Source organism: Paenibacillus sp. FSL L8-0708 (genome assembly GCF_038009325.1).
Taxonomy (GTDB): domain Bacteria; phylum Bacillota; class Bacilli; order Paenibacillales; family Paenibacillaceae; genus Paenibacillus_AQ; species Paenibacillus_AQ odorifer.
This window is the reverse complement of the sequence record NZ_JBBPBC010000001.1, coordinates 2,834,659-2,858,254: the sequence shown is the minus strand read 5'-3', so window position 1 is coordinate 2,858,254 and position 23,596 is coordinate 2,834,659. Positions and strand designations below refer to the sequence as shown.

The following is a 23,596-nucleotide window of genomic DNA, read 5'->3' as shown; positions in this document are numbered from 1 at the left end:
CCAAACAAACCTATAATAACCCAAATAGATCTTAATTTCCTCGTCCCCCATCAACATATTGGAGGGGCTATTACTCATGTTTCTAACCAAACGCAAACTCAACTCCCAACTAAACGAAATTTCCGAATATCGTTACCGGGATCGTATACACATTCCTTTTTTCAACTCTATGATTGACGAACAAGGTGAAATTGCAGCCGAACCGCCCGTGGATGGAGAATGGTCTAAGCTACGAGTTGGAGATACTTGGAAAGGCCGCGATTTGTATTTATGGCTAACGACAAATATAGAAGTACCCGCTACTTGGGCAGGCCGTAGAGTACTGGGTCGATTTGATTTTGGCGAGACGGGTGCTGGAAATAACTCCGGATTTGAATCCTTATTCTTTTTCAACGGCAAACCCTATCAAGGTGTGGATTCCAATCATACCGAAGTGTTCTTGCCAAATGAAACGGCAGGCACTCAGCTTCCACTGACCTTCCGGTTATGGTCGGGACTCGAAGGTGGCGGCCCAAAAAAGGATCAGACACATGGGATTCGCATGGCTGAAATTTGTTGGCTGGATGAACCAACGGATGATTTCTATTTTACCGCGCTTGCTGTAGTTGAGACGCTGAACGTACTCGATGCCAAAACACCAGAATATACACAACTTATGAGTGCAGTAGACCGCTCCTTTCTTCTGATCGACTGGTCTCGTCCAGGTTCAGACAACTTCTACGCTTCGATCGGGGAAGCCCGCAATTATTTGCGTGATGAAATTAACAAAATGGAGAAGTCCTCACCCGTCACAGTTACCTGTATTGGCCATACCCATATTGATGTAGCTTGGTTGTGGCAATTGAAACACACCCGTGAGAAATGTGCGCGTTCCTTCTCAACCGTACTACGTCTGATGGAAATGTTCCCGGACTATACCTTTTTACAGACTCAGCCGCAACTCTATGAATATATCAAAAATGACTATCCAGAAATCTATGAAAATATTCGTGAACGTGTGGCTGAAGGACGCTGGGAAGCTGGCGGAGGTATGTGGCTTGAGGCAGATTGCAACTTGACCTCAGGGGAGTCTCTAGTCCGTCAATTACTCTATGGAACTCGCTTCTTACGTAATGAATTTGGGGTTGAATGTGACTATTTATGGCTGCCAGACGTATTTGGCTACAGCTGGTCCTTGCCACAAATTCTAAAAAAATCAGGAATTAATACCTTCATGACCACAAAAATTAGCTGGAATCAATATAACCGGATGCCCCATGATACCTTTCAATGGCGTGGGATTGATGGCACAGAGGTGTTAACACACTTTATTACAACACCAGAGCCTTGGTCCGAAGAAGATTCTTGGTTCTACACTTATAATGGCCGGATTATTCCTAAGACTGTAAAAGGAATTTGGGATACTTACCGGGATAAAGAAGTAAATCGCAATCTGTTACTTTCTTACGGATATGGCGATGGTGGCGGGGGTGTGAACCGTGAAATGCTAGAGATGCGCCGTCGGTTAAACGATCTTCCCGGTCTGCCGAAGATTGAAACAGGAACAGCGGGAGACTACTTCCGTACCCTGCAAGAAACTGTTGCAAATACAGATCGTTATGTCCATGTATGGGATGGCGAGCTTTACTTAGAATATCACCGCGGCACCTACACAAGCCAAGCCTACAATAAGCGGATGAACCGTAAGCTTGAACTGCTATACCGTGAGGCGGAATGGCTAAATACACTGCAAAGTGTGATGACAGGTGACTGGTCTAACTATCGTCAGACCGATTTAGACGAGGGCTGGAGAATTATTTTGCGCAACCAATTCCATGATATTATTCCGGGCTCTTCGATTCGTGAAGTGTATGAAGACAGTACAATTGAGTATACACAAGCAGAAGCAATAGGTCAGTCTGTCTGGGAGCAATCCAGTAAGGCACTTGTGAGCGGAAATGAAGCCGGTAAATATACGATCTGGAACAATGCTGCTTGGGAGCTGACAGAACTCGTAGAAATTACTGTTGAAGCCGGGATGGAAACAGGACATTGGATAAGCTCAGAAGGAAAACAACTACAAGCTCAGCGTGAAGGTGACCGCTGGATCGTTGAAGTATCTAACATTCCTTCTCTTGGATACACAACGATCTCCTTCGTAGAAGATGTGAATTCTAAGTCACTAAGCGCTCCATTCAAGCTAAATGAATCAGGAATCTCAACGCCTCACTTCGAAATTGAGTGGAACGAACAAGGTCAATTAGTATCCATCTATGATATAAATGAACAAAGACAAGTATTAGCAAACGGAAGTCACGGTAACGTGTTCCAAGTGTTTGAAGATAAACCCCTAGCCCATGAAGCTTGGGACATTGACATCTACTATCAGCAAAAGAAACGTGAAGTCACCGACTGCCGCAGCATTGAAGTCATAGAAAAGGGTTCACTGCGATGTGTTGTACAATTCACATGGAGTTATATGGATTCCACGATTAAGCAGCAAATGATCTTACATGCACACCATCGTCGTATCGATTTCGTGACAAAGGTAGACTGGCATGAGCGACAACAGCTAATGAAAGTAGCTTTCCCTGTTGCGATACGAGCTACCGAAGCCACTTATGATATCCAGTTCGGTAATGTTACGCGTCCAACACATTGGAACACTAGCTGGGATTACGCTAGATTCGAGACTGTGGGGCATCAGTGGGCAGATTTATCAGATCGTGGTTATGGCGTTAGCTTGCTGAACGACTGCAAATACGGTTATGACATCAAGGATAATGTGATGCGTCTATCCTTAATCAAATCGGCAACGCACCCTGACCCTGAAGCGGATCAAGGCGAACATACTTTCACCTATTCTATCCTGCCTCATACTGGGGATTGGCTACAGGGTGACACCGTCCGTCAAGCTTGGTCCGTCAACAACCCTCTACGGAGCACCATGGGTCAAGCAGAAGTAGCAACCAAGTCGCTTATTCGCCTTTCTACTCAAAAGGTTATGGTTTCTGCGATCAAGAAGTCTGAGGATGGTCAAAAATTAATCGTACGTGTGCACGACTATTCCGGAAGCCGCCAGCAAATTGATATGACTAGCGACTTGAATATTATTTCGTGGCAAGAGTGTAATCTAATGGAGCGTCCTGAAGGGGAAGTCCACACTGAACCTGTCATTACTTTTATACTTGAACCTTACGAACTAAAAACATTTGAAATCGAAGCAGCAAAATTAATAAAGTAACATACACAATCGAGGTGTCCCTGTAGCCATGGATCAAAGGCTGCGAGGACACCTCTTTATATATTTTCTCACGATTGTTTTATGATTTTAGGTATACACCTTGTGTAATGAGTGATCTTGACGTATACTCCGAGTAAGGGAGAGATGGATATGAGAAAAATGAGGAAAATGAGGAAAATCACAATATTCACAGGTATTGGATTATTCAGCCTTGTTTTGATTGCCATGTTTGCAATCAGCGCTTTTGTAATCAAAAGACCGGCGACTACCACCCCCGTAATTGCGGAAGCGAAGCCTTACAAGTGGAATAAAGTCACGCTAGACGGAAATGTCATATCAAGTGATGGATCAGAGTATTTTTTGTGGAATAAAAAGGGTGAAAATAATAACTGGATCATCTTTTTTTCCGGTGGCGGAGCCAGCTGGGATGCCCAAAGTGCCGCACACCCCATCAAGCTTATGAACTTTATTAAAGGTGGAGATACAGGAAACTATTTCCAGAACATCCCCTTCTATATGTTGACATTGCTGAGAGGCATGATGGATACGGATAACCCTGCCAATCCTTTTCATGGCTGGAATGTGGTCTACCTTCCCTATTCAACCGGTGACTTCCATATCGGCAACCGCACAGTTGAATATAAAAAAGATGACGGCAGCCCCTTTACTATGCGTTATAACGGCAGCAATAATGTGCGAAGCAGCCTCGATTGGATATATGCCAACGTGGATAAACCCGGCAAACTACTGATTGCTGGCGAAAGTGCTGGTGGCTTCGGGTCCGCTTTTTGGGCTCCCGAGATCGCCTCTCATTACAAGAACTCCGAGATTTTCCAATATTCAGACAGTTCCTTCTTGAAATCAGACAAGTGGCCAAATGTTGTGAAGCAGGAATGGCAGGCAGACTTCGTGAAGAACTTCGGATATGCCCCTGAAGCGGATATCATCGGGGCAGCTTTTAAAGCGAACGGCCATCTACTTCCTGCGAATGCGATAATATTGCAATCCTACTCGGTATTTGACGAGATTCTAATCCACTTTCAGAACAACATCAACGATTACAAGGGGCCAAGAGATCAAAGCATCATTAATGAGTGGTCACAGGAAATGCGGCAATCTGTTTCTTCTTTGGCAGCCACTTTACCTAATTATTATTACTATCTCACCGACTATGGACTGAACGCTAAGACGGGTACAACTCCGCACACTTTTGCCACCAGAGAGACCTTCTTTCAGGCTGAACAGGATGGTGTGAAGCTTCTGAATTGGTTAGGTGATGCGATCAACCGGCAGAACCCCTATTCAGTGGGCAGCAAATTCCTAATGAATTCGAAGCCAGCTCAGAAATAGTGCTAGAAGCAGCGGAAGAGTTGCAACAAGACAGGAGAGAAAATCAATGAATTTGCGGGAAAAGCAAATGCAAATGACAAGGGAGATCATTAAGGATACAGCGCTTAGCTTATTCTGTGCTCAAGGTATTGAGCGCACGGATATGGCACAGATTGCGGAACAAGCCGGCATCTCCCGGCGTACTTTGTATCATCATTATAAAGACAAGGAAGAGTTAGCCGCTCAAATCTATGTCCTTAATCTGGAGCGGATGTTTGGACAGCTGCTGTTTGATTTTGATTTTGAACACCCTGTACAGTCATTGGAGAACATTCTCGATAAATATCTGGCATTAAGAGATCAGCAGGAAGCCCTGATCTACTATGATGCCATTTTTGGAGTTTACTACAGCACGCTTTCCAAAAATCCCGCGGAACTTCCTGACTTTAAGCAGGCTATGGAAGGCTGGTATTCACGGTTAATTCTCCTTGAGTCCATATCAGTCGCTCCGGAGGAAAAAAATAAGTGGCTGGACATTCTGCACAAGTCCACCCACCTGTATTTCATGTATTTACAAAAAGCCGTCATTATTACTCATCAGCGGGGGGGTGTGGTTACGGAGGAAGATCGGGTTATGGACCGGCAATTCAAGGATTTCATTATGTTTGGCGTACGGCAATCCAAGAATCAGACAAACCCTTAATTTCACTTATGGGGCAACCTGACGATAATCGTCGTTCCCGCTCCAACCGCACCGTCCACTTCTATGTTTCCCTGATGCAGGGAGACAATTTTTTTAACGATTGCAAGTCCCAAGCCATTGCCATTGTTGTTTCCATTCCGTGACTTGTCTATTTTATAAAATCTTTGGAATACGGCGTTGAACTCTTCCGGGGAAATCCCGATCCCGTTATCACTGATGGTGACCGATACATCTGCTGCACTGTCATCTATACTAATGCGGATGTTCCCGCCTTCAGGTGTGAACTTGATGCTGTTGCTCAGCAAATTCATCCATACTTGCTTCAGCTGATCTTCATCACCCTTAATTTTGACAGCTTCCGGCAGCTCAAGATCGATAACGATGCCTTTGGCTGACCATTGTGGCTCACAGGTCACAACGATGGTTCTAATCTGCTCGTCAAGATTGAAGGAACCTGCATTAAAAGGATGATGTTCAGAATCCAGGGAAGCGAGCTTCAGCAAATTATCACTTAACCTCGACAGACGTTCACTCTCTGCAATGATGATATCAAGATATTCAGAACGTTCCTCTTCCACGATTAGATCATTGTTCTGCAATGCCTTGGCAAAGCCGGAAATAGACGTAAGCGGTGTCTGAATTTCATGAGAAACGTTGGATACGAAATCCTGCCTCATCTGTTCCAGCTGCTTCAGCTCCCCGGCCATCTCCACATAGCTTTGTGTCAGTTCCCCTATTTCGTCTACTCGGTTTACTTTAAGCTCTACCTCGAAATCACCCTTGGCCAGCCTTCTTGTCGCATTCGTCAAAGCTTTGATCGGCTCCACCAAATATCTGGCGGCAATAAGAATGCATAGACTACCCAGTAAAAGCACGAGTAAAAGCACAAAGAGCAGCATCCGATTGACGATATTTTCGTTCTCGGCAGAATACTGCAAGAACATTGCTTGCCACTCCCCGTTAAACATAAAGGGCATCCCGATAAAGGTATCCTTATCTTTTGCGGAGGAACGATAGAGTTTTCCTTGCAGCACTTGTTTCACAGCCTCGGGGGTGATAGTGACGGCCGGACTATCCTTGAGCCCATAAAAGGTATATTCCACGGAATGATTATACAAGTGGATAGGGTATGCAGATACCTTAACCATACTATTCAAGAACTCGTCTGTATCCTCAGGCTTGGCGTCATCATAACGGTGAATGATCTCCTTCCCCACTGTGATCATTTCATTCTGTCCCTCGTTACTTATTTGTTTCTGAAAGACATACAAACCAATGAAAAAGGAACAGATCAGACTAAAGATAATGATGCCTAAAAACGTGAGAACGACGCGTACATACAATGTCTTGATCATAGCGCAGGGATCAGCCGGTATCCTAGGCCGCGGGCCGTTTCGATTTGAAATTGCTCGTCGTTACCGCAGAATTTCTCCCTCAACCGGCTTATATGCACATCTACAGTCCGGCCGTCTCCTTCATAGTTCAATCCCCAGATTTGAGAAATCAACTGTTCTCTTGTGAAGATTTGCCTAGGGTGACTAGCCAGCAGAAACAGTAGCTCAAATTCCTTCAAAGGAATCGTTACCGGTTCTTCATCACGCGTAACCTGGAAAGTGCGGCGGTTAAGCACCACATTGCCCAACTGCACAGACTGGGAAGAAACAACCAGCGAGCGTTTAAGCAAAGCTTTTACTCGCATCACCAGTTCAAGCGGATCAAACGGTTTGGTCAAATAGTCATCCGTGCCGAGTTGAAAACCTTTCACTTTATGTGCAGATTCTCCTTTAGCCGTCACCATGAGGAGGGGAATGTTGGCATCAGAGCGCCTGATTTCTCTGCACAGATCCCAACCATCCAATCCTGGCATCATAATATCTAGGATGACGAGATCGACTCGCGAGTTCTCTATAATGGACAGCGCTTTGGTGCCATCCCTGGCTTCTTTGAGGTCAAAACCTTCTTTTCGCAAAAACAAAGACATTAGCTTTCGGATGTTATCATCATCATCAGCAATAAGTATAGTAGCCACGATTGTCCTCCTCTCTTAAGCTTACATTATATATGATATATTCTTGACAAGAAACGAAGTTATCCGAACTGCCAACCCAACAGGTTCCAATAGTAGAAAAACAGAGTCATCACTACAGCCGAAAGTGCCACTAGTGTATAATGCACACGCTTGAAAGCTGTCCAGTATTTATTCTTCCAAACCAGTATAGCCGAGATTAGCAAAGCTAAAGTCAGTCCAACCAAAAGGATTGGCATAACTAAACTGAGAGAAAGCGAAAGACTGATACCGCTGAACTTCTGCATCGTATCCATGGACATAACCACCATAAATATCGTAACGAAAGATAGCAGCGCCCACCCAGCAGTTCCCGCAGATAAGCGGATGGCCCACTTTTCCGGAGGCGTCATCACCTTGATCTTGCGTCTGGAGAAGATTAGTCCAAGCAATGCAGTGATGAAAATCAACCCCGAGCCGCCAAGTACGATAAGCCAAAACTTATTCTGATTCAAGAGTGGCGTACGCTCCAGTGGCATTTCCGGTGCCATACCTAAGAGCATATGTGTAACCTTACCGGTATCATTTGTGCGGAAGCCAATTTGTTCGGTGCCTCCCTCGAGCTGGAACAGATTCGGACCGATTTCTCTATACAACTGTTGTTCACTACCACTTCCCAAAGATAGCTTATTATCCTTTACCTTAACATTTAGCTGGGCAAAAAAATTGAAAAATTTATCAATATCACTGTGGTTACGGCGTGTGAATTGATAGGTTCCCGCATATTTCTGAACAGATTCTGCAGAAGTGGAGAATTCAGGCTGCTTCGCTTCAGGATCGGGATAATAGCGCTCAAAAAAGGCATGGACTAGGCCTGCCGCGGAATCACCGCCCTGACCGCCGTTATAGGAAACAAAGATACCTACATGCTTGGCAGGCACAAGATAAAACTCTGTATTAAACATGGGGTCGGAACCACCATGAGTGATTAGTCTAAGACCATTGATGCGTTTCTCAGAGAACCCCAGATCTACTCCCGGCATACGTTTATCGAATTGGTACGCCGTTGAATGCATTAGTTCTGCAGTCTCCGTTCTAAGAATCTGCTGGTCACCATATTTCCCGTTCTGCAGATGGGCAATCATAAAGTGCGCCATGTCTACTGCTGATACTGTACCCGAGCCGGCAGGACGAAAGCCGCCCTCGAAGGTAGGTGTGCCAGGAATAAAGCTGCCGTTCTCACTCGTGTACCCTACAACTTGATTGGGTATGAATGACTCCGGCAAAGGCTCTACCACCGTCGAATATTTCATGTCGAGCGGATCGAAAATATACTTTTGTATATAGTCATTGTAAGGAACACCGCTGACTTCCTCCACAATCAGACCCGCGAGAGTAGCCCCGAAGTTCGAATAAGAACTCATCTCTCCGGGGGGTCTTACCCGTGCCAGCATATGCTTATTGAGTGTTTCCGAGATTGATCCCGGCAATTTGGCAGGGTCGGTAGTGATTTGATAACCCACTCCACCCTCTTCAAACCCCGCTGTATGTGTCATCAAATGGCGCATCGTGGTCGGCTCAGGATAAGTAGCAGGGATCTTCACTGATTTCAGGTAGGTGTTAATATCAGTGTCCAGATCTATCTTACCTTGTTCGACCATTTGCATCACCGCTGTCCAGGTGAACAGCTTTGTTGTTGAAGCGATTCGAAACATGCTGGTTGTCGGATTAACCGGTGCCGCTTCTTCCAGATTGGAACTGCCATAACCTTTGGCTAAAATAATCTTGCCGTCTTTTACAATGGAGATAACCGCTCCCGGAATTTGCAGCCGGTTCATATCTTTTTCCATAATTCCATCAACGAAGCTAGTCAGTCCCGCGGTATCATCGAGATTGGCAAATGCTTCAATTTGCGCTGCCGGCAGCGCGGTTTGACCCGTTTGGTTCTCAGCCGAGGCCTGTTTCCCGGGAAATACCAAGCTTGCGCCAAAGCCGGCACTAATCACAGCTAATAGGGTCAGACCAGCGATCAGCCTTTTTTTCATAGGTGTCAACATTATTATCCTCCGAGTCATCATTTATTGGGGTGGATGATCATCCGCCTAACACTTATAGAGATTATCAGAGTATTATGAATGGAACGTTAACAAGACAATAAAAAAACTAGACAGCAATCCACCCTTAAAAGTGACGGATCATAGTCTAGTTACATCAGAAAAATCTATAAAAAATCCCATAGCGAACGTATGCCTACCACCTTACTGTAGCTCAGTCCCGATCCCTTTTTCTCTAGCCTTCTTCACGAAGTATACCGCTGTTGCGATATCAAAAACCGCCATCCCCATCGGACAAAAGAAAATCGGCTCATCTGCTCTGAGTTCATTCAGGCAATGGCGCGAGACGACATCGGTAATCATTCGGGTATCGGCACGAGTTAACCCATGTTTCAGATGGAGCTGCTGTATGTCAGTATTCTCGCGGCACACCTCATCCCAGTCGTCGACGATTATGGCCTTCACCGAAGCTAATGCCTCAGGCTTATAATCACGCAGTGAAATATTCAGTAGAAGACTACCTTCCGCCGGAAGCATATCGATATATCTATGATTGGATACGGTACAGGTGATAAAGATATTGGACTTTCGATAAACGTCCGCCCACGTCTCCTCCACTTCTATCCTATCCTTATATATAGATGAGATGTCTGACAAATCTACTTCCCTTATATCAAAGATGCGGACACGTTCAACTCGATCTCCGTACAATGCCATAACCATTTGAAAATGATATTGCCCGATTGGTCCCCAGCCGATAATGCCAAGATGAATCCGTTCAAGTGAACGTGCCTGCAAAAAGTAGCCAATCATCAGTCCACTGATGGAAGCTGTCCTTACGATGCTGGGGAGCGGAGAGCTTAGGACGGATATAGGCTCGCCCGTAATGGGATCATTCAAGACAATGATGCTATGCGCGCGGGGAAGACCAACCTGGATATTATCCGGGAAGCTGGAAATCCATTTGATCCCTGCTGCGTTCACATTCCCCCCTACGTATGCGGGCATTGCAATAATACGATTTTGAGGATTTTTATACCTTAGATAAGGTTTTACGGGCTGCGCATAATCTCCAGAATCAAGTATGCGCACCGTAGTTTCTATCGATTCCACGAGAGAAGGCCAATCAAGTCCCACCTCCCGGATGTCCCGATCGTTTAAATACAGCATTCCACAACCTCCTTTTGCCGTTCGTTAAGCAAGGACATCTCCACCGTCAGCCGAGAACTCCTGCCCAAATTCATTCTGAATCCATGGGTCAGAGTATACCGTATCGAGGTAACGCTCCCCTTTGTCATGCAGGATCACCGCACAGACAGATCCTGGAGCCAATTCTTGCTCCATACGCCTAACAGCGGCAAGGTTAGCCCCTGAGGATGCACCGGCCAGAATCGATTCATTCTGAGCGAGTGCTCGGCATCCTTTTACGATATCCAAGTCTGAGACATGCACGATACGGTCGATTAAATCCGTTCTGCAGAAAGGGGGTACGATGCCAGCACCCAGTCCCGGGAACCGCCGTTTCTCTTTGTTGCCACCAAAAATAGTACTTCCCTCCGCATCGACGGCAACAATCTTAGTCTTCAGACCATGATCCCTTACATATTCCGCGAGACCTCGAATCGTGCCGCATGTACTTACGCTGCAAAACAAATAATCTACTTCGCCAAGCTCAGTCACGATTTCTTTCATGGTCGTATGGTAGTGGGACAAATAGTTATTTGCGTTTGCATATTGATTCGGCCAGTAGCTGCCCGGTATTTCCTCCAAGAGTCGCTGCACTCGATTCAGTCTAGCAGGCAGATATTCACCGGTCTCGGGGTCGGGATCGCTAACAAAGTCAATTTTTGCAGTTAATGTTTTCAGAATCTGCAGATTTGTTGTGGTAGTTCTTGGATCAACCACGCTAATAAACCGCAGCCCTAAATATTGGCAAATCATCGCCAAGCTAATCGCCATATTTCCCGAACTTGACTCAATAATAGTAGTTCCCGGCCCGATTTTCCCTTCCTTCCATGCCTCATGGATCATCCGCAGAGCTGGACGGTCTTTCGCACTTCCTCCCGGATTTAGCAGTTCCATTTTTGCGTAGACTTCGAACTCACTGTTCTGGAACAAATTATTCAGCTTGATTAATGGCGTTTTTCCGATAGTCGACAAGATACCGCCTTGGATATTTATGTCCACCTTAGCTTTGTCCTTCTGATAATACAACTTCTTGTTCTTGACCTGCCCGTTGGCCAGCGACTCCCCTTTAGCTACTATAATGATCTCAATATCATCAAGCAGATGGTTGCGAATCATCATCCCGATTTCCGGAACACACTCCCTGATTTCCTCTTTAATTACCGGAATAATAGAGGGCTTCACAGATTTACTCTTGATATAAATAGAGAGCGCATTGTTTTTTACCTTGACCCGAATGATTGCATCTTCAATATGACGGTATACGACCTGCTCAATATCGTACAGGCTGATCTTCTCACCGTGCTTCAGTTCTTGACCCACTCTTTTTACAATGGACTCAAAGCTTTGTTGTTCAACCCCGTCTATCATCACAGGCCTAAAATCCCTTACGACGTCATAAGTAACAAAACGAAGGGCTGGCAGCATCTTGCGGACAGTTGAGGTAAGCACCAGAATACTTTCATTGTTCCGAAGCGGCCTTACTTCTTCGTCTAACTCCTGAACCCCGATTCCTTCCGCAAAAATTCCGTCGGCAAAAATGTACCTGCCGTGATCATGGGAGTAATAAGCGATCGTACCGATTTCAATGGAGCCGTAAGTATCGATGATATCTCTAGGATCAATACCAAACAAGCCAGCCATATTCCGCTGCCACTCAGGCGGAGCAATTTCCCCTACCAAAATAATCTTGCGAATTCCGAATTCACGCGGGTTTCCGGCAGCATATACGATATGGTCAAGGATGGACGGCATCGTATAGAGCAAGTCAGGTTTAAAAGCTTTAAGCTGTTCAATATGCTGTTCGATTGGCAGTTCAAAGGGTATTGAACTTTTCTCCAATCCTAACCTTTCAAAAATGGTCAGCGCAGTGTTTGCTGCATGTCCAGTGCCCATATCCGCCAACGCTCTGTTACATCCGCTTCCCGCAATAAGCTCGCCGAATAGCTTCGTTTTAATATCCACATAGTGTTTGTCATCTTCCTCAGAGTAAAGGATTGCTTTTCTACGGCCTGAGCTTGTACCAGACGTCCTATAAATAGTCCAAGAAGGATCGATGGGTTGGTTATAATAGAAGGTTTCAAGTATTTTCGAAGACATAAGAGGTAAGTTCTGCAGGTTATAATTCGTTTTCTCCCCATCGATCAGCCCCTTGTACCAAGGGTATTCGTCCATTACTTCTTGCACCTTATTCTGCAATTTCCCGAGCAGCATCATAGCCGCCTCCCGTTGACCGCATGCTGCAGCCCAAGTTTAATAAATGCCTCCAATATTCATATGTAGAATTCTTTGCATGTGTTCTATTATTCTGTGGTTGCCCAAGCAAAAACTGCGTATTCCCGTAATATAGCCTATAGATATATAGAACGGAGGAACAAAATGAAGGAGCCAATACGGCGGATATCCAATAAGCTGACGAAAACAAGGGTACTGCTTAGAAAACAAGAGCTAAGGAAGTACATCCCGGTAACGAAAAAAATGAATAAAAACGTACTCTATGAGATGTTGCAAAAACATAAAATGGTGTACATTAAGCCCTGCTGTGGATCTTTGGGACAGGGTGTAATCCGGATTGAAAGATCGCAAGATCATTCCTCCAAAAAACGACCAGCCTACAGCTATCAGTCCGGTACGCATAAACATACATTTTCTGATTACGAGATGGCTTATCGGGCAATCTCTAGCGAGACCCAAGGAAAGTCCTATTTGGTGCAAAAAGGGATTTGGCTTTTGGTTTATGAGGGAAGGCCATTTGATATCCGGGTTATGGTGCAAAGAAATCTTAAGGGTGGGTGGGAAGCTACAGGCATTGCGGGTCGCGTAGCTCATCCTCGCAAAGTGGTTACGAATGGGAGCCAAGGGGGAACGATTTATCCGGTAGAGGCATTATTAGAATCCTACACAAACGTAGAGAATAGTAGCGCGTTGATCCGGTCCATGCAACAAATCGGAGTGAACTCCGCCAGACAGCTGAGCACAGCCTATCCCGGCCTGCAGGAAATCGGTGTGGATATTGCTTTGGATCGACGCCTTAAACCATGGATCTTGGAAGTAAATACTGCCCCCGATCCGTGCCCGTTTACCAAACTGAATGACACCAGCATGATTGAGCGAATCGTCAAATATGCAAAAGCCTATGGCCGCACATACAATCTTAAATGCATGAAGTCCAAACAGGGTATGGTCTGAACGGATTTGATTGGTAATAATACAAACAGCCCTGATATATAAAAATCTCTACCAGAGCTGTTTGTGTTGTTTTAGAATTCGGAGTCGCTCACCTTAACAAGCATCTTCCCGAGGTTCGCACCTTGGAACAATTGCAGGAATGCTTCAACCACATTATCGAATCCTTCAACAACTGTTTCTTCATATTTTAATTTACCTTCTGTTAGCCATTTTCCAAGCTCTTGAAGGCCTTCTGACTGGCGGGCTGCGTAATCACTAAGAACGAATCCTTTGATAAGGGAGCGGGTTTTGATCAATCTGCTCTGAATACGTGGACCCATATCTCCATCTGTACTATTATAGGAAGAAATAGCGCCACATAGGGGAATACGTGCATAATCATTAAGCAAGCTCATCACAGCATCTGAAATCGATCCACCCACGTTGTCAAAATAAACATCAACACCATTTGGACATGCTTCTTCCAAAGCCTGGTCTAAATTTTCCGTTGTTTTATAATTAATGGTTGCATCAAAGCCAAGTTCTTTTTTCAAATAGTCGCATTTATCATCGCTACCTGCGATCCCAACGACACGAGCGCCCTTGATTTTGGCAATCTGTCCAACAAACATCCCCACTGAACCCGCTGCTCCAGACACTACGACAGTCTCTCCTTCTTTCGGCTGCCCGATATCAAGTAAACCGAAATATGCAGTGAGCCCTGTTAAACCTAGAACACTTAAGTAAGCCGATACAGGTGCAATCGAATCATCGATTTTGGTTACTGCTTTAGCATCTACAGTATTATATAACTGCCAGCCCAGCATACCGATGACTTTATCTCCAGCTTTGAATAACTCCGATTTGGATTCTACGATCTCTCCCACAAGTCCTCCAGCGATGACTTCATTAAGCTGATACGGAGGAATATACGATTTAGAATCATTCATTCTTCCGCGCATATAAGGATCCACTGACAAATACAACGTACGTACAACAACTTGTCCTTCTTTTGCTTCAACTACAGGAATATCTTTGAACTCGAAATTTTGCTGGGTTGGCATGCCTACAGGACGTGAAATTAACAGGACCTGTTTATTTTTCAACTGATTCATAGATCACTACTCCATTAATATTTATTTTTGCTGCTACCTATAACTATTAACCAAACCCTGTACATGATTATCAAATAGTTATAAAACTATCAAACTATCAAGAAAAAATTATAGGTTTCCGGACATATTATAAACTGTCCAAGAAACCCGGTAATAATTCGCTAAACGTATCCTCTCGAAGCTGGCTAATCTTATTCTGCCCCATACGTGTGACACTTACTAAATCAGCTTCATACAAAATCTTCAGATGGTACGACACATTGGATTTGTCCATTCCCATAGATTCACCAATGGACCCACATGTATTGTTCTCCTTATGGAGATGAAGATAACGAATCATTTCAATTCGTTTCACTTCTGCTAATGCTTTAAAAATCTTCACTCGCTTATCATCATCTTTTAAGGAATATTGTTCGATAGTCATAAAACTATTGTATTCTTCTGATTGCGCAAAGTCAATTTACAATCCCATTTCTAAATCGGTTTCATTTTTATATAATATACCAATCGGCATTAGCGCGGATCTATTTATAAGTAAAGAGGGGTGGTAGAAATGGACATTACCAAATACGAAAATCTTGTTCCCCGTGTTTTTTTGTTCGTTGATCGCCGATCCTTCCCGGATTGGGAGATTACGAGGAGTAAAATTGATTTCCATGATCTTACCTTCATCGTAGAAGGAAAGTCTGACTATTTTATTAATGGAGAGAAATTCACGGTTGAAGCCGGGGATATGCTCTATGCCCCTTCTGGCAGCATTCGGGAAGCTCAGACTTTCAAGGAGGCACCCATGCGTTCTTTTGCCTTCAATTTCTTCTGGGAGGGTGAGGACAATCATGTGCAGCTCCCTTTTGAGACTGTAACTAGGAATTGGAGAACTAAAGAGATTCTAGAGGATATTAAAGAATTCTCACATATCTGGATGGGCAAACAACCTTTCTACAAAATGAAGGCCCGGGCCATCTTTCAACTGATTGTGTACCGCTTATTAAGTATCGCCCACCATCAAGAAACACCTCTGATAGATCTAAGAATCCAAAAAGTGATGACCTATATCATGGATCATTATTCGGAGGAAGTTACGATCAAGGAGCTGGCAGATTGGGTTGCCCTAAATCCCGTATATCTTGGTAAGCTGTTTAAGCAGAACACTGGCTCCACCTATAAAGAATTTATAAACAAGGTGCGCGTGAACAATGCTGAGATGATTCTATCGGCAGGTGGTTTTAATGTGTCCGAAGTGGCAGCGCACTGTGGTTATCAAGATGTCGCCTACTTCAGCAACGTTTTCAAAAATATAAAAGGTTATCCTCCGTCATCTGCCCTGAAATAACGGAGGATTCGAAGCAACAACCTAGTTGTTCGCCCTTTTAATTCAACCTAACTAAGAATGGACGCCGTCCCGCTAGTATAAAAGCTCTCCTCCGGCCCTAAATAGGAATAAGGAAGCTGGGCAGCGGACAATACAAGCTTTTGCAGAACCAGACCCGCATCCAATCCGTAAAAGCGGAGGGTATGAAGACCCTTCGTTAAAGCATGGCAGGTGGTCACAGCATGAATATTGTCCATAACCGCGCGGCACCATGGTTCATTATCATGATTGCCGCCTTCAAAGTTCGTTGGTAAAGCATCCTTAATCACGGGTCCCTGATCATCGAAACCTATCGCATATTTTAACCCGCTAGTTTGTGACAGATTGTTTGTCGGCGCAATATACGCGGTTAAGCTATAATCGGTGTCCTGCTGCACTAGAATCCGATATTCCAGACAAGGTGCATCCTCCGGTTGTTCAAAAGATACAGCATCCGGAAACATTTTAACCGAGGATAAAGAACGTCCATAGCTGTCAATGGTCTTCCATACCACCCCTGATTTCGAAACACGAGTTATGGTATGCTCCGCTTCAATGGACACGATATTATGGGTCTCGATGAATGTCATCGGTGGCACATCCGGAAGGTCTATCCAATCCACGGCTGCCTTCACCTTAACTATATTCCCGGCACCGGAGATCGTAATTTCGCCCGTCGATTCTTCTTTGACCTTCTCCCAATCTACGGAAACCTGAAGCGTCTCCCCTGCCTCAATCCAGCCGCGTATTTTCTCAAGCTTGATCCAATCTACGCTGCTCCGCACCTGATATTCAAAACCCGCTTCTCCACCGTTACTGATTGTGATGCGATAGTTTTCTTTTTGGAGATTTGTAAATACCGGAAGATTAGCTGTGCCGGAAATATACGCTTGTTCCGTTCCTTCCACATCGACAATCATTAAAGAACCTCTGGCGGGCGTCAAGGTGTTTACATCCGGATATTTCCACCCTTCTGCATTCCAATGTATATACCCTACATGAGGGGAACTCATCATTCCCTGCCATTTTCCATCCGAAATTCCGCTATTATAAACCAGCTCCAGATACTTATCCCGTTCGATGGTTTCGCGGGTCAGAGCAGCGTAAGTATTTGCCAACATACTATTTCGTTCAGCGTATAGATGGTTCAGTCCAGCATAAATTTGCATTTTGACCACATTGGCCGAGGCAACAGCAGGGAAATATACGAGCTGGAAGTAAGCATCCTTTAGTTGTTCCGGGATTAGCTCATCGTATTTGCCGGCAGCCTTCTCGATCATCACCGCTTGCTCCAGAACTCTGTGCGCCTCATTGTAATGGATAGGACTGAAGGTGGACGGATAAATAATTTCAGGCTTGCGCCGACCGTTCATCCGGGTATAATCCCCTAACAATTGTGCGATTCCCAGACATGTCTCTTGTTCCAGCGCATATCCGAATTGCTGCTCTACCCAACGGTTGGTGTATTCCACAGTCCGATTGATTGCACCTGTCCCCCAAGCCTCAAAATCGTAGGCCAAATCCAGAAAGTAGGAAATGGGCAATTCCATAGGCTTCAAATCTCCGACGTTCACAATCCATACCTCACGGATGCCATAGTCAAATGCCATACACATTTGCTCCCAGACTTTTTCAAGCGGGGTCGTATTTAACCATTCATAGGAATGCGGACCACCATGGTAGTCAAAATGATAATACATCCCCCATCCTGCGCTGCGGTTACGTTCGTTTTTCGTCGGGATTTTGCGGAGATTGCCAAAGTTATCGTCAGCAAGCAGGATCGTAACGTCATTCAGAACATCCCAGTCCTTCAACCCTTCCACCCCGGCAGTGCCATACCAGTACTTCTCAACTTCCTTATAAACGGCCAAAATTTGCGGCGCATGTTCAAGATTGTATTTCTTCAATAGTTCTTTTTGCGTAAGTATAATGTCCTTCAGCAGATCAATATTCTCCTGGTCGGAGCCCTCCAGCGCAGAGTCACTTTCCCCCCGCATGCCTAGAGTAATCAAGTTATCAAAGTCCTGATTGCGCTTGATTCCGTCTTCCCAGAAATCTGTAATCGCCTGTTTATTACGGGCGAAATCCCATAGGTTACTTGTTCCGTATTGGCTGTATACCTTCTGCCATTCACTGCCTGCCCGGAATAAGGGTTCATGATGGGAGGTCCCCATAATAATTCCGTATTCTTGTGCATGCTTGGCGTTGGCAATCGGGCTGCTTTTACCATTCAGGCTAAATTCGGCGCTCCACATCGCCGGCCATAAATAATTCCCCTTCAAGCGAAGAATGAGTTCAAATACCTTGTCATAGAAATCTTCATTAAAGTCACCAAATCTTTGAGTTACCCAAGAACCTAAAGACGGCCAGTCGTCATTCAAAAAAATACCTCTATATTTAACCGAAGGCTCCTTGGAGATCACATGAAGCTGGTTATCAGGAATGGACAATGCCGGCTTCTTCTCCGGCACAATATCCGCCCAGTACACCCAAGGACTAACTCCAATCTTTTCGGAGAGCGAATACAACCCGTAAATCGTCCCTCGTTTATCACTTCCTACAATGACGAGCGCCTTGTCCACTCCCGCTGTGGGTTGTTCAACCACCTGAATTTTATAACATTCTCTTTTATTTTGGATGGCCGATACATCAACGGTTCCCTCCGCGATTAAATCATCGATAAAATCATTGCTGCCTATCGATCCAGCGATTATGACTGTTCCATCCAATTTGTTCAATTGTGTATATATCTCAGGTTCTACCTCTGTTACCTGTTTAACATCTGCTGCAAAAGACTGTGCCACCCGGCGTAATCCCTCATAATCTTTCCCCTTGGGGTCCACGTAAATCTTGGCAGCACTGCCCTGCTTCACAAGGTGCAATTCCTTCGTAGGCATGATAATTCTCCCCTTAAGCATCCTATTTTCGTATGACTAGGCACATTATATAAGTAAGCGATTTCAACATCCATGTGTAAACTAGCAACTTTTTGTAATTATTAAATGAAACTTTGTTTATCGGTTGAACGATCTGGATATTTGGTGTTACTGTTAACAGGTATTCCTTCTAACAAAAGCATGTTTTTTGCAAACGCATCCATAACAAGAAAAGCTTATACAAAAAGCGAGGATGATCAATATGAAAAACAATAACGGGGTCATTACAGGTGGCAAGATTGAAGGTCCAAAGGCGCCCAAGGACCCGGCTGAACGCAGGAACGGTTTTTTTGTGCTCTACGAAACAGCGATTGAGGCGACAGCCCGGGCCGAAGGTCCACCTTCACAGGAAGTTTATCTGGAAGGTAACTATCTAATCGACAAAGCCAGATATATTGGCGGCGTCACTGATGAGACAATACTGGAGCTGCTAGGAAACTGCGTTGGATTCCGCAAATTAGTCCATAGTATCGGAGTGTCTGTGAGAAGGGATCATGAGCAGAACGAGCCCATCTCTTTTCTATTGCAGAACTGGGGCAAAACCAGCAAATACGAAACAGGCAGCAGCATACGTGTGCCCTGTCCCTCCGACGGTTCAGAAGTCCTCTTGAAATTAGAGGATTTGGAATGGTCTGAAGAGGATGCAGTGCTCGGCAAATTCGCTTTTGAATTTAAACATGAAGGCGAACTGGCCATCGCGAGTATAATTTTTTATTTGCATGACGGTTATTCTGTACCAGAGCTAATCATTGAACCGCCTGTAGCGTTTGATTCTAACGAATACCGGGAGATCATTACCCAATCCTTGCTTCATCCGGGCAATAATAAAAGATTAAAAACGGCCATCCATAAGGCTATAAAAGGTGAGGATGTCACGATTGCTTATATTGGGGGTTCCATTACTCAGGGAGCAGGCGCTAAACCGATCCATACAGAATGTTATGCCTACCAATCGTATCTGAGATTTAAGGAATTATTCGGTACGAATGGTGGCGAGAACATCCATTTTGTGAAGGCTGGGGTAGGTGGAACACCATCCGAGCTTGGGGTCATCCGTTATGAAAGGGATATTCTCCGAGAAGGTTCTGTAACACCTGATATCGTGGTGGTAGAATTTGCGGTAAACGACGAAGGTGATGAAACGAAAGGCAACTGTTTTGAAAGCTTATGCCTAAAAATACTTTCCGCCGATAATAGACCGGCTGTAGTTCTCCTGTTCAGCGTGTTTATGAATGACTGGAACCTGCAGGAACGGCTCTCCCCCATTGGCCGGCGTTATAATCTTCCTATGGTTAGTGTAAAAGATGCGGTATCCGGGCAGTTCCGCCTAAGCAAAAATGAGGGGAACATCCTCTCAAAACGGCAATTTTTCTATGATATCTATCATCCTACTAATGATGGTCACCGGGTGATGGCTGATTGTCTGGCTTATTTATTCTCCGAAACCCACAAAACGCTAATGGACGAAGATGATCTCCTATTGGATCAACATCCGGTCATCGGGAATGATTTTGCGGGAACCCTTCTGCTGGACCGCAAAAGCCATATTGACGCAGGCAGGATCGAGGTGGGCGGATTTTCGAGGATCGATACCGATTTGCAGCGGGTAGAAATGGATGCCAATCCTTTTGGAACTCCGGAATTCCCTCATAATTGGATGCATTCAGCGTCTTCTGGGGAACACAGCTTCAAGCTGACGATAACAAGCAAAAATCTTATCCTCGTATACAAGGATTCTGGCAGCAGCGAATTCGGCAAGGCGAACATTTACGTCGATGGTTGTCTTGTAGTCACCGCTGATCCACATGAGAATAACTGGACACATTGCAATCCGGTAATTCTTTATCAAAATGAGGTTAGCGGGGAGCATCAGGTAGAAATCAGAATGGTGCCGGAAGATCAGGACAAGTCTTTTACTATACTTGGCTTCGGCTATAATGCTTAGTGAGTTGACCTAGAGAGATGATAACCCCGATGTAATCTACATCGGGGTTATCCTTATTGTATCGCATGGAATTTTGTCCATTTCCCTCTAACGTACCGCCAAATAAACAGAACCCCTTTGATCAGCCAGTCGCAATAAACTGCGATCCACGTTGCAAACATATCCATATGCAGCCAATATACCAATATATAAGCAAACATAATTCTACAACAAATCATAGTAATCATACTGATGACCAAAGGAAATTTGGCGTCTCCAGCAGCTCGAAAAACCGTGGGCAGCGTATTTCCAAAAGGCCAGATCAACATCATAACGATCGCATGACTCCACACAATCTTTGTTGCCCAGAGTTCCGCTTCTGCTGAAAAATGATAGATGCTCAATATGCTTGGAAATAAAGCTAAACTCACAATAGAACTGACTACCTGTGCCATATAAATAAAACCAATAATCCTTCTCGTATAATATCTAGCTTGAGCATAATCCCCAGCCCCCACACATCGAGAAATAACAACAGACAACCCTAAACCAATCGCCATCCCAGGTAATGCCTGCAAGGAAGCAATAGTACTTCCTACTGAATTTGCTGCTATTGCCGCCGTTCCAAATGTGGACACCAAACTCAATATCAATAACCTTCCAATATAAAACATGCCATTTTCCAGCCCATAAGGGACACCAATTCTCATAATCTGTTTGATCATCTTAGTATCAAATTTATGCCGCAAGGTCTTTTTCAGATAGAGGAGATTCTTAGGGTTAGAGATTAACACAAGAATACAAATAGCAGCGCCCGTTCTGGAAATTAAAGTTGGAATCGCGATGCCGGCTGTCCCCATGTCAAAACCATAAACCAATAGCGCATTCCCTGCTATATTCACAAGATTCACAACCAACATAATTTGCATAGGCAGCTTGGAGTTTCCCATCGTTCTGAATACGGCTGCACCTGCATTATATAGAGCCAAGAAAGGAACGGAAGCCCCAACAATTAATAAATAAGTATTGGCATGCCCATATACCTCTTCTGTAATCGTTCCAAAAAGCCCATTTAAAATAAAACCCTTCAGCAAATAAATCAATATCATAATCACTAACCCAGCTGCACCCGTAAACCAAACTAATTGATTCGCTGCTTCTCTAGCCTGATGCGCTTGCTTTTTTCCAAGATATTGACCGACAATTACCGTTCCTCCAGTAGCTAATGCTGCAAATAAGCTAATCAACAGTAACATGACCATTTCAACTAAAGATACACCCGATACTGCTGATTCTCCAACAGAAGCTACCATGATAGAATTCACCAACCCTACCAATGCTTCTAATAATTGTTCAATAATTAATGGCAGGAATAATTTCATTAGTTCTTTGTCTGAAAATAATCTTGGTTTCGTAATCGCACTTTCCAGTTTACTCATAGGATTAGCTCCGTTTTGTATTGGTATTAAATCTATGGTAAATTCAAAAGCGATAAATATCTAATACCTATGTTGGATTACGTACCATGCCTAAAATGCATATATATATGACAATGCTAATATATCAGCTGTAATTTGAAAGGATGTTAAAAATAATGGATGTGCGTGTTCTCAGATATTTTTTAACCGTGGCTAAGGTTGGTAATATAACAAAAGCAGCAGAAATTCTCCACATTACCCAGCCAACATTAAGTAGACAGCTTATGGATCTAGAAGAAGAATTGGGAACCGGCTTGTTTATTCGGGGAAAAAGACAGATTACATTAACAGATAGTGGACTTCTCTTTCAGCAGCGGGCAAAAGAAATTGTTGCGCTATTGGATAAAACAGAACGGGATCTGGCAGAGCAAAAAGAGCTAGTTGGCGGAGTAGTTTCGATAGGTTGTGTTGAATCCTCTGTATCCAGGGCATTACCAAAGTTACTAGAAGAGTTCTCCAATCGGCATCCGAAAGTACAATATGAAATATATAGTGCGGATGGTGATGATATTCGAGAAAAGCTAGACCGGGGAAATATTGATATAGGTATATTATTGGAACCCATTGAAGCCGCCAAATATGACTACATTCGTCTGCCTTATCAGGAAAAGTGGGGAATTCTGATGCGACGGGATGACCCTCTAGCCCAGAAAATCTCTATTGGAATTGAGGATATTCTTTCTTTACCTCTAATCCTCCCCCGCCGTACTCTTGTACAAAATGAAATTACGAGCTGGCTTGGAGTTGAAAATGGCAGCTTATGTATCTTTGCCTCACACAATCTGCTGACAAATGCCATGCTGCTGGTAGAACAAAAGCTTGGGTATGCCATTTGTGTGAGTGGTTCATATACCATCCGAGAAAGCGAGCAAACTTGTTTTGTTCCATTTGAACCTGAACGTACGACAGGTCATGTATTAGCTTGGAAAAAGAACAATCTATTTAGTTCCGCAACAGCACGTTTTATTCAATTTATAAAAGATACCTATCATTAAACTCGCGAATCTGTAAGCATATAGCTAAAAAAGCTGCCTCCGATCGTGTACCGGAAGCAGCTTATAGCCCAACATTATAAGGTAATCCTGAGCAGTAGGGTGGCTTAGCAAAATCCATCCGCTACTTCCT

The 23,596-nt window shown here is 44.3% G+C and carries 16 protein-coding genes; 7 read left to right on the top strand and 9 right to left on the bottom strand.

Translation table 11 applies throughout. The features are described from left to right. The first annotated feature begins 76 nt into the window (after nt 1-76). The 3 genes from NYE58_RS13370 to NYE58_RS13360 all read left to right on the top strand — a co-directional run bounded on the left by NYE58_RS13370 (nt 77) and on the right by NYE58_RS13360 (nt 5,255). Nucleotides 77-3,223 (top strand): alpha-mannosidase, encoded by a 3,147-nt coding sequence (locus NYE58_RS13370; RefSeq protein WP_341002040.1) that lies wholly within the window; start codon nt 77-79, stop codon nt 3,221-3,223. Between the two features lie 150 nt (nt 3,224-3,373). After that, nucleotides 3,374-4,573 (top strand): pectin acetylesterase-family hydrolase, encoded by a 1,200-nt coding sequence (locus NYE58_RS13365; protein WP_341002038.1) that lies wholly within the window; start codon nt 3,374-3,376, stop codon nt 4,571-4,573. Between the two features lie 46 nt (nt 4,574-4,619). Beyond that, the gene (locus tag NYE58_RS13360; protein ID WP_076129994.1) at nt 4,620-5,255 is read left to right on the top strand and encodes a TetR/AcrR family transcriptional regulator; all 636 of its coding nucleotides are present in this window, start codon (nt 4,620-4,622) and stop codon (nt 5,253-5,255) included. A 2-nt stretch (nt 5,256-5,257) separates the two neighbouring features. Here NYE58_RS13360 and NYE58_RS13355 read toward each other — a convergent pair whose 3' ends face one another. The 5 genes from NYE58_RS13355 to sbnA form a co-directional block, all read right to left on the bottom strand. Then, nucleotides 5,258-6,610 (bottom strand): HAMP domain-containing sensor histidine kinase, encoded by a 1,353-nt coding sequence (locus tag NYE58_RS13355; RefSeq protein ID WP_341002036.1) that lies wholly within the window; start codon nt 6,608-6,610, stop codon nt 5,258-5,260. Beyond that, nucleotides 6,607-7,284, bottom strand: coding sequence for a response regulator transcription factor (locus NYE58_RS13350; RefSeq protein ID WP_076100805.1), 678 nt, complete (start codon nt 7,282-7,284; stop codon nt 6,607-6,609). The genes NYE58_RS13355 and NYE58_RS13350 overlap by 4 nt, the downstream gene beginning before the upstream one ends. A 59-nt stretch (nt 7,285-7,343) precedes the next feature. Continuing rightward, nucleotides 7,344-9,317, bottom strand: coding sequence for a serine hydrolase domain-containing protein (locus NYE58_RS13345; protein WP_341002035.1), 1,974 nt, complete (start codon nt 9,315-9,317; stop codon nt 7,344-7,346). Between the two features lie 201 nt (nt 9,318-9,518). Continuing rightward, nucleotides 9,519-10,484 carry a 2,3-diaminopropionate biosynthesis protein SbnB gene (locus tag NYE58_RS13340; protein WP_076277452.1) on the bottom strand — a complete coding sequence of 322 codons (966 nt, stop codon included), beginning with the start codon at nt 10,482-10,484 and terminating at the stop codon, nt 9,519-9,521. Nucleotides 10,485-10,508: 24 nt separating this feature from the next. Continuing rightward, nucleotides 10,509-12,713 carry a 2,3-diaminopropionate biosynthesis protein SbnA gene (gene sbnA / locus NYE58_RS13335; protein WP_341002034.1) on the bottom strand — a complete coding sequence of 735 codons (2,205 nt, stop codon included), beginning with the start codon at nt 12,711-12,713 and terminating at the stop codon, nt 10,509-10,511. Nucleotides 12,714-12,878: 165 nt separating this feature from the next. On the opposite strand from sbnA, the gene NYE58_RS13330 reads away from it, so the two are divergent. Then, nucleotides 12,879-13,688, top strand: a complete 810-nt coding sequence (locus tag NYE58_RS13330) for a YheC/YheD family protein (RefSeq protein ID WP_076129991.1) — start codon at nt 12,879-12,881, stop codon at nt 13,686-13,688. Nucleotides 13,689-13,759: 71 nt separating this feature from the next. Here NYE58_RS13330 and NYE58_RS13325 read toward each other — a convergent pair whose 3' ends face one another. Beyond that, complete coding sequence (locus NYE58_RS13325) at nt 13,760-14,782, bottom strand: NADP-dependent oxidoreductase (protein WP_076218963.1); 1,023 nt, start codon at nt 14,780-14,782, stop codon at nt 13,760-13,762. A 127-nt stretch (nt 14,783-14,909) separates the two neighbouring features. After that, nucleotides 14,910-15,206: an ArsR/SmtB family transcription factor gene (locus tag NYE58_RS13320; RefSeq protein WP_076218962.1), complete on the bottom strand. Its 297-nt coding sequence runs from the start codon at nt 15,204-15,206 to the stop codon at nt 14,910-14,912. Nucleotides 15,207-15,335: 129 nt separating this feature from the next. On the opposite strand from NYE58_RS13320, the gene NYE58_RS13315 reads away from it, so the two are divergent. Continuing rightward, nucleotides 15,336-16,115, top strand: coding sequence for an AraC family transcriptional regulator (locus NYE58_RS13315; RefSeq protein ID WP_076218961.1), 780 nt, complete (start codon nt 15,336-15,338; stop codon nt 16,113-16,115). A gap of 47 nt (nt 16,116-16,162) precedes the next feature. Here NYE58_RS13315 and NYE58_RS13310 read toward each other — a convergent pair whose 3' ends face one another. After that, a complete protein-coding gene (locus tag NYE58_RS13310) occupies nt 16,163-19,030 on the bottom strand; it encodes a glycosyl hydrolase 115 family protein (protein WP_341002031.1) in 2,868 nt (955 codons plus the stop codon). Between the two features lie 241 nt (nt 19,031-19,271). Between NYE58_RS13310 and NYE58_RS13305 the strand changes: the two genes are divergently transcribed. Further along, the gene (locus NYE58_RS13305) at nt 19,272-21,014 is read left to right on the top strand and encodes an SGNH/GDSL hydrolase family protein (protein ID WP_076277457.1); all 1,743 of its coding nucleotides are present in this window, start codon (nt 19,272-19,274) and stop codon (nt 21,012-21,014) included. A 53-nt stretch (nt 21,015-21,067) separates the two neighbouring features. Here the strand turns inward: NYE58_RS13305 and NYE58_RS13300 are convergent, their stop codons facing one another. Then, nucleotides 21,068-22,432 carry an MATE family efflux transporter gene (locus tag NYE58_RS13300; protein ID WP_341002030.1) on the bottom strand — a complete coding sequence of 455 codons (1,365 nt, stop codon included), beginning with the start codon at nt 22,430-22,432 and terminating at the stop codon, nt 21,068-21,070. 155 nt (nt 22,433-22,587) lie between these two features. Here NYE58_RS13300 and NYE58_RS13295 point away from each other — a divergent pair, with 155 nt between their 5' ends. Then, nucleotides 22,588-23,466 carry a LysR family transcriptional regulator gene (locus NYE58_RS13295; protein ID WP_341002029.1) on the top strand — a complete coding sequence of 293 codons (879 nt, stop codon included), beginning with the start codon at nt 22,588-22,590 and terminating at the stop codon, nt 23,464-23,466. Nucleotides 23,467-23,596: the final 130 nt, after the last annotated feature.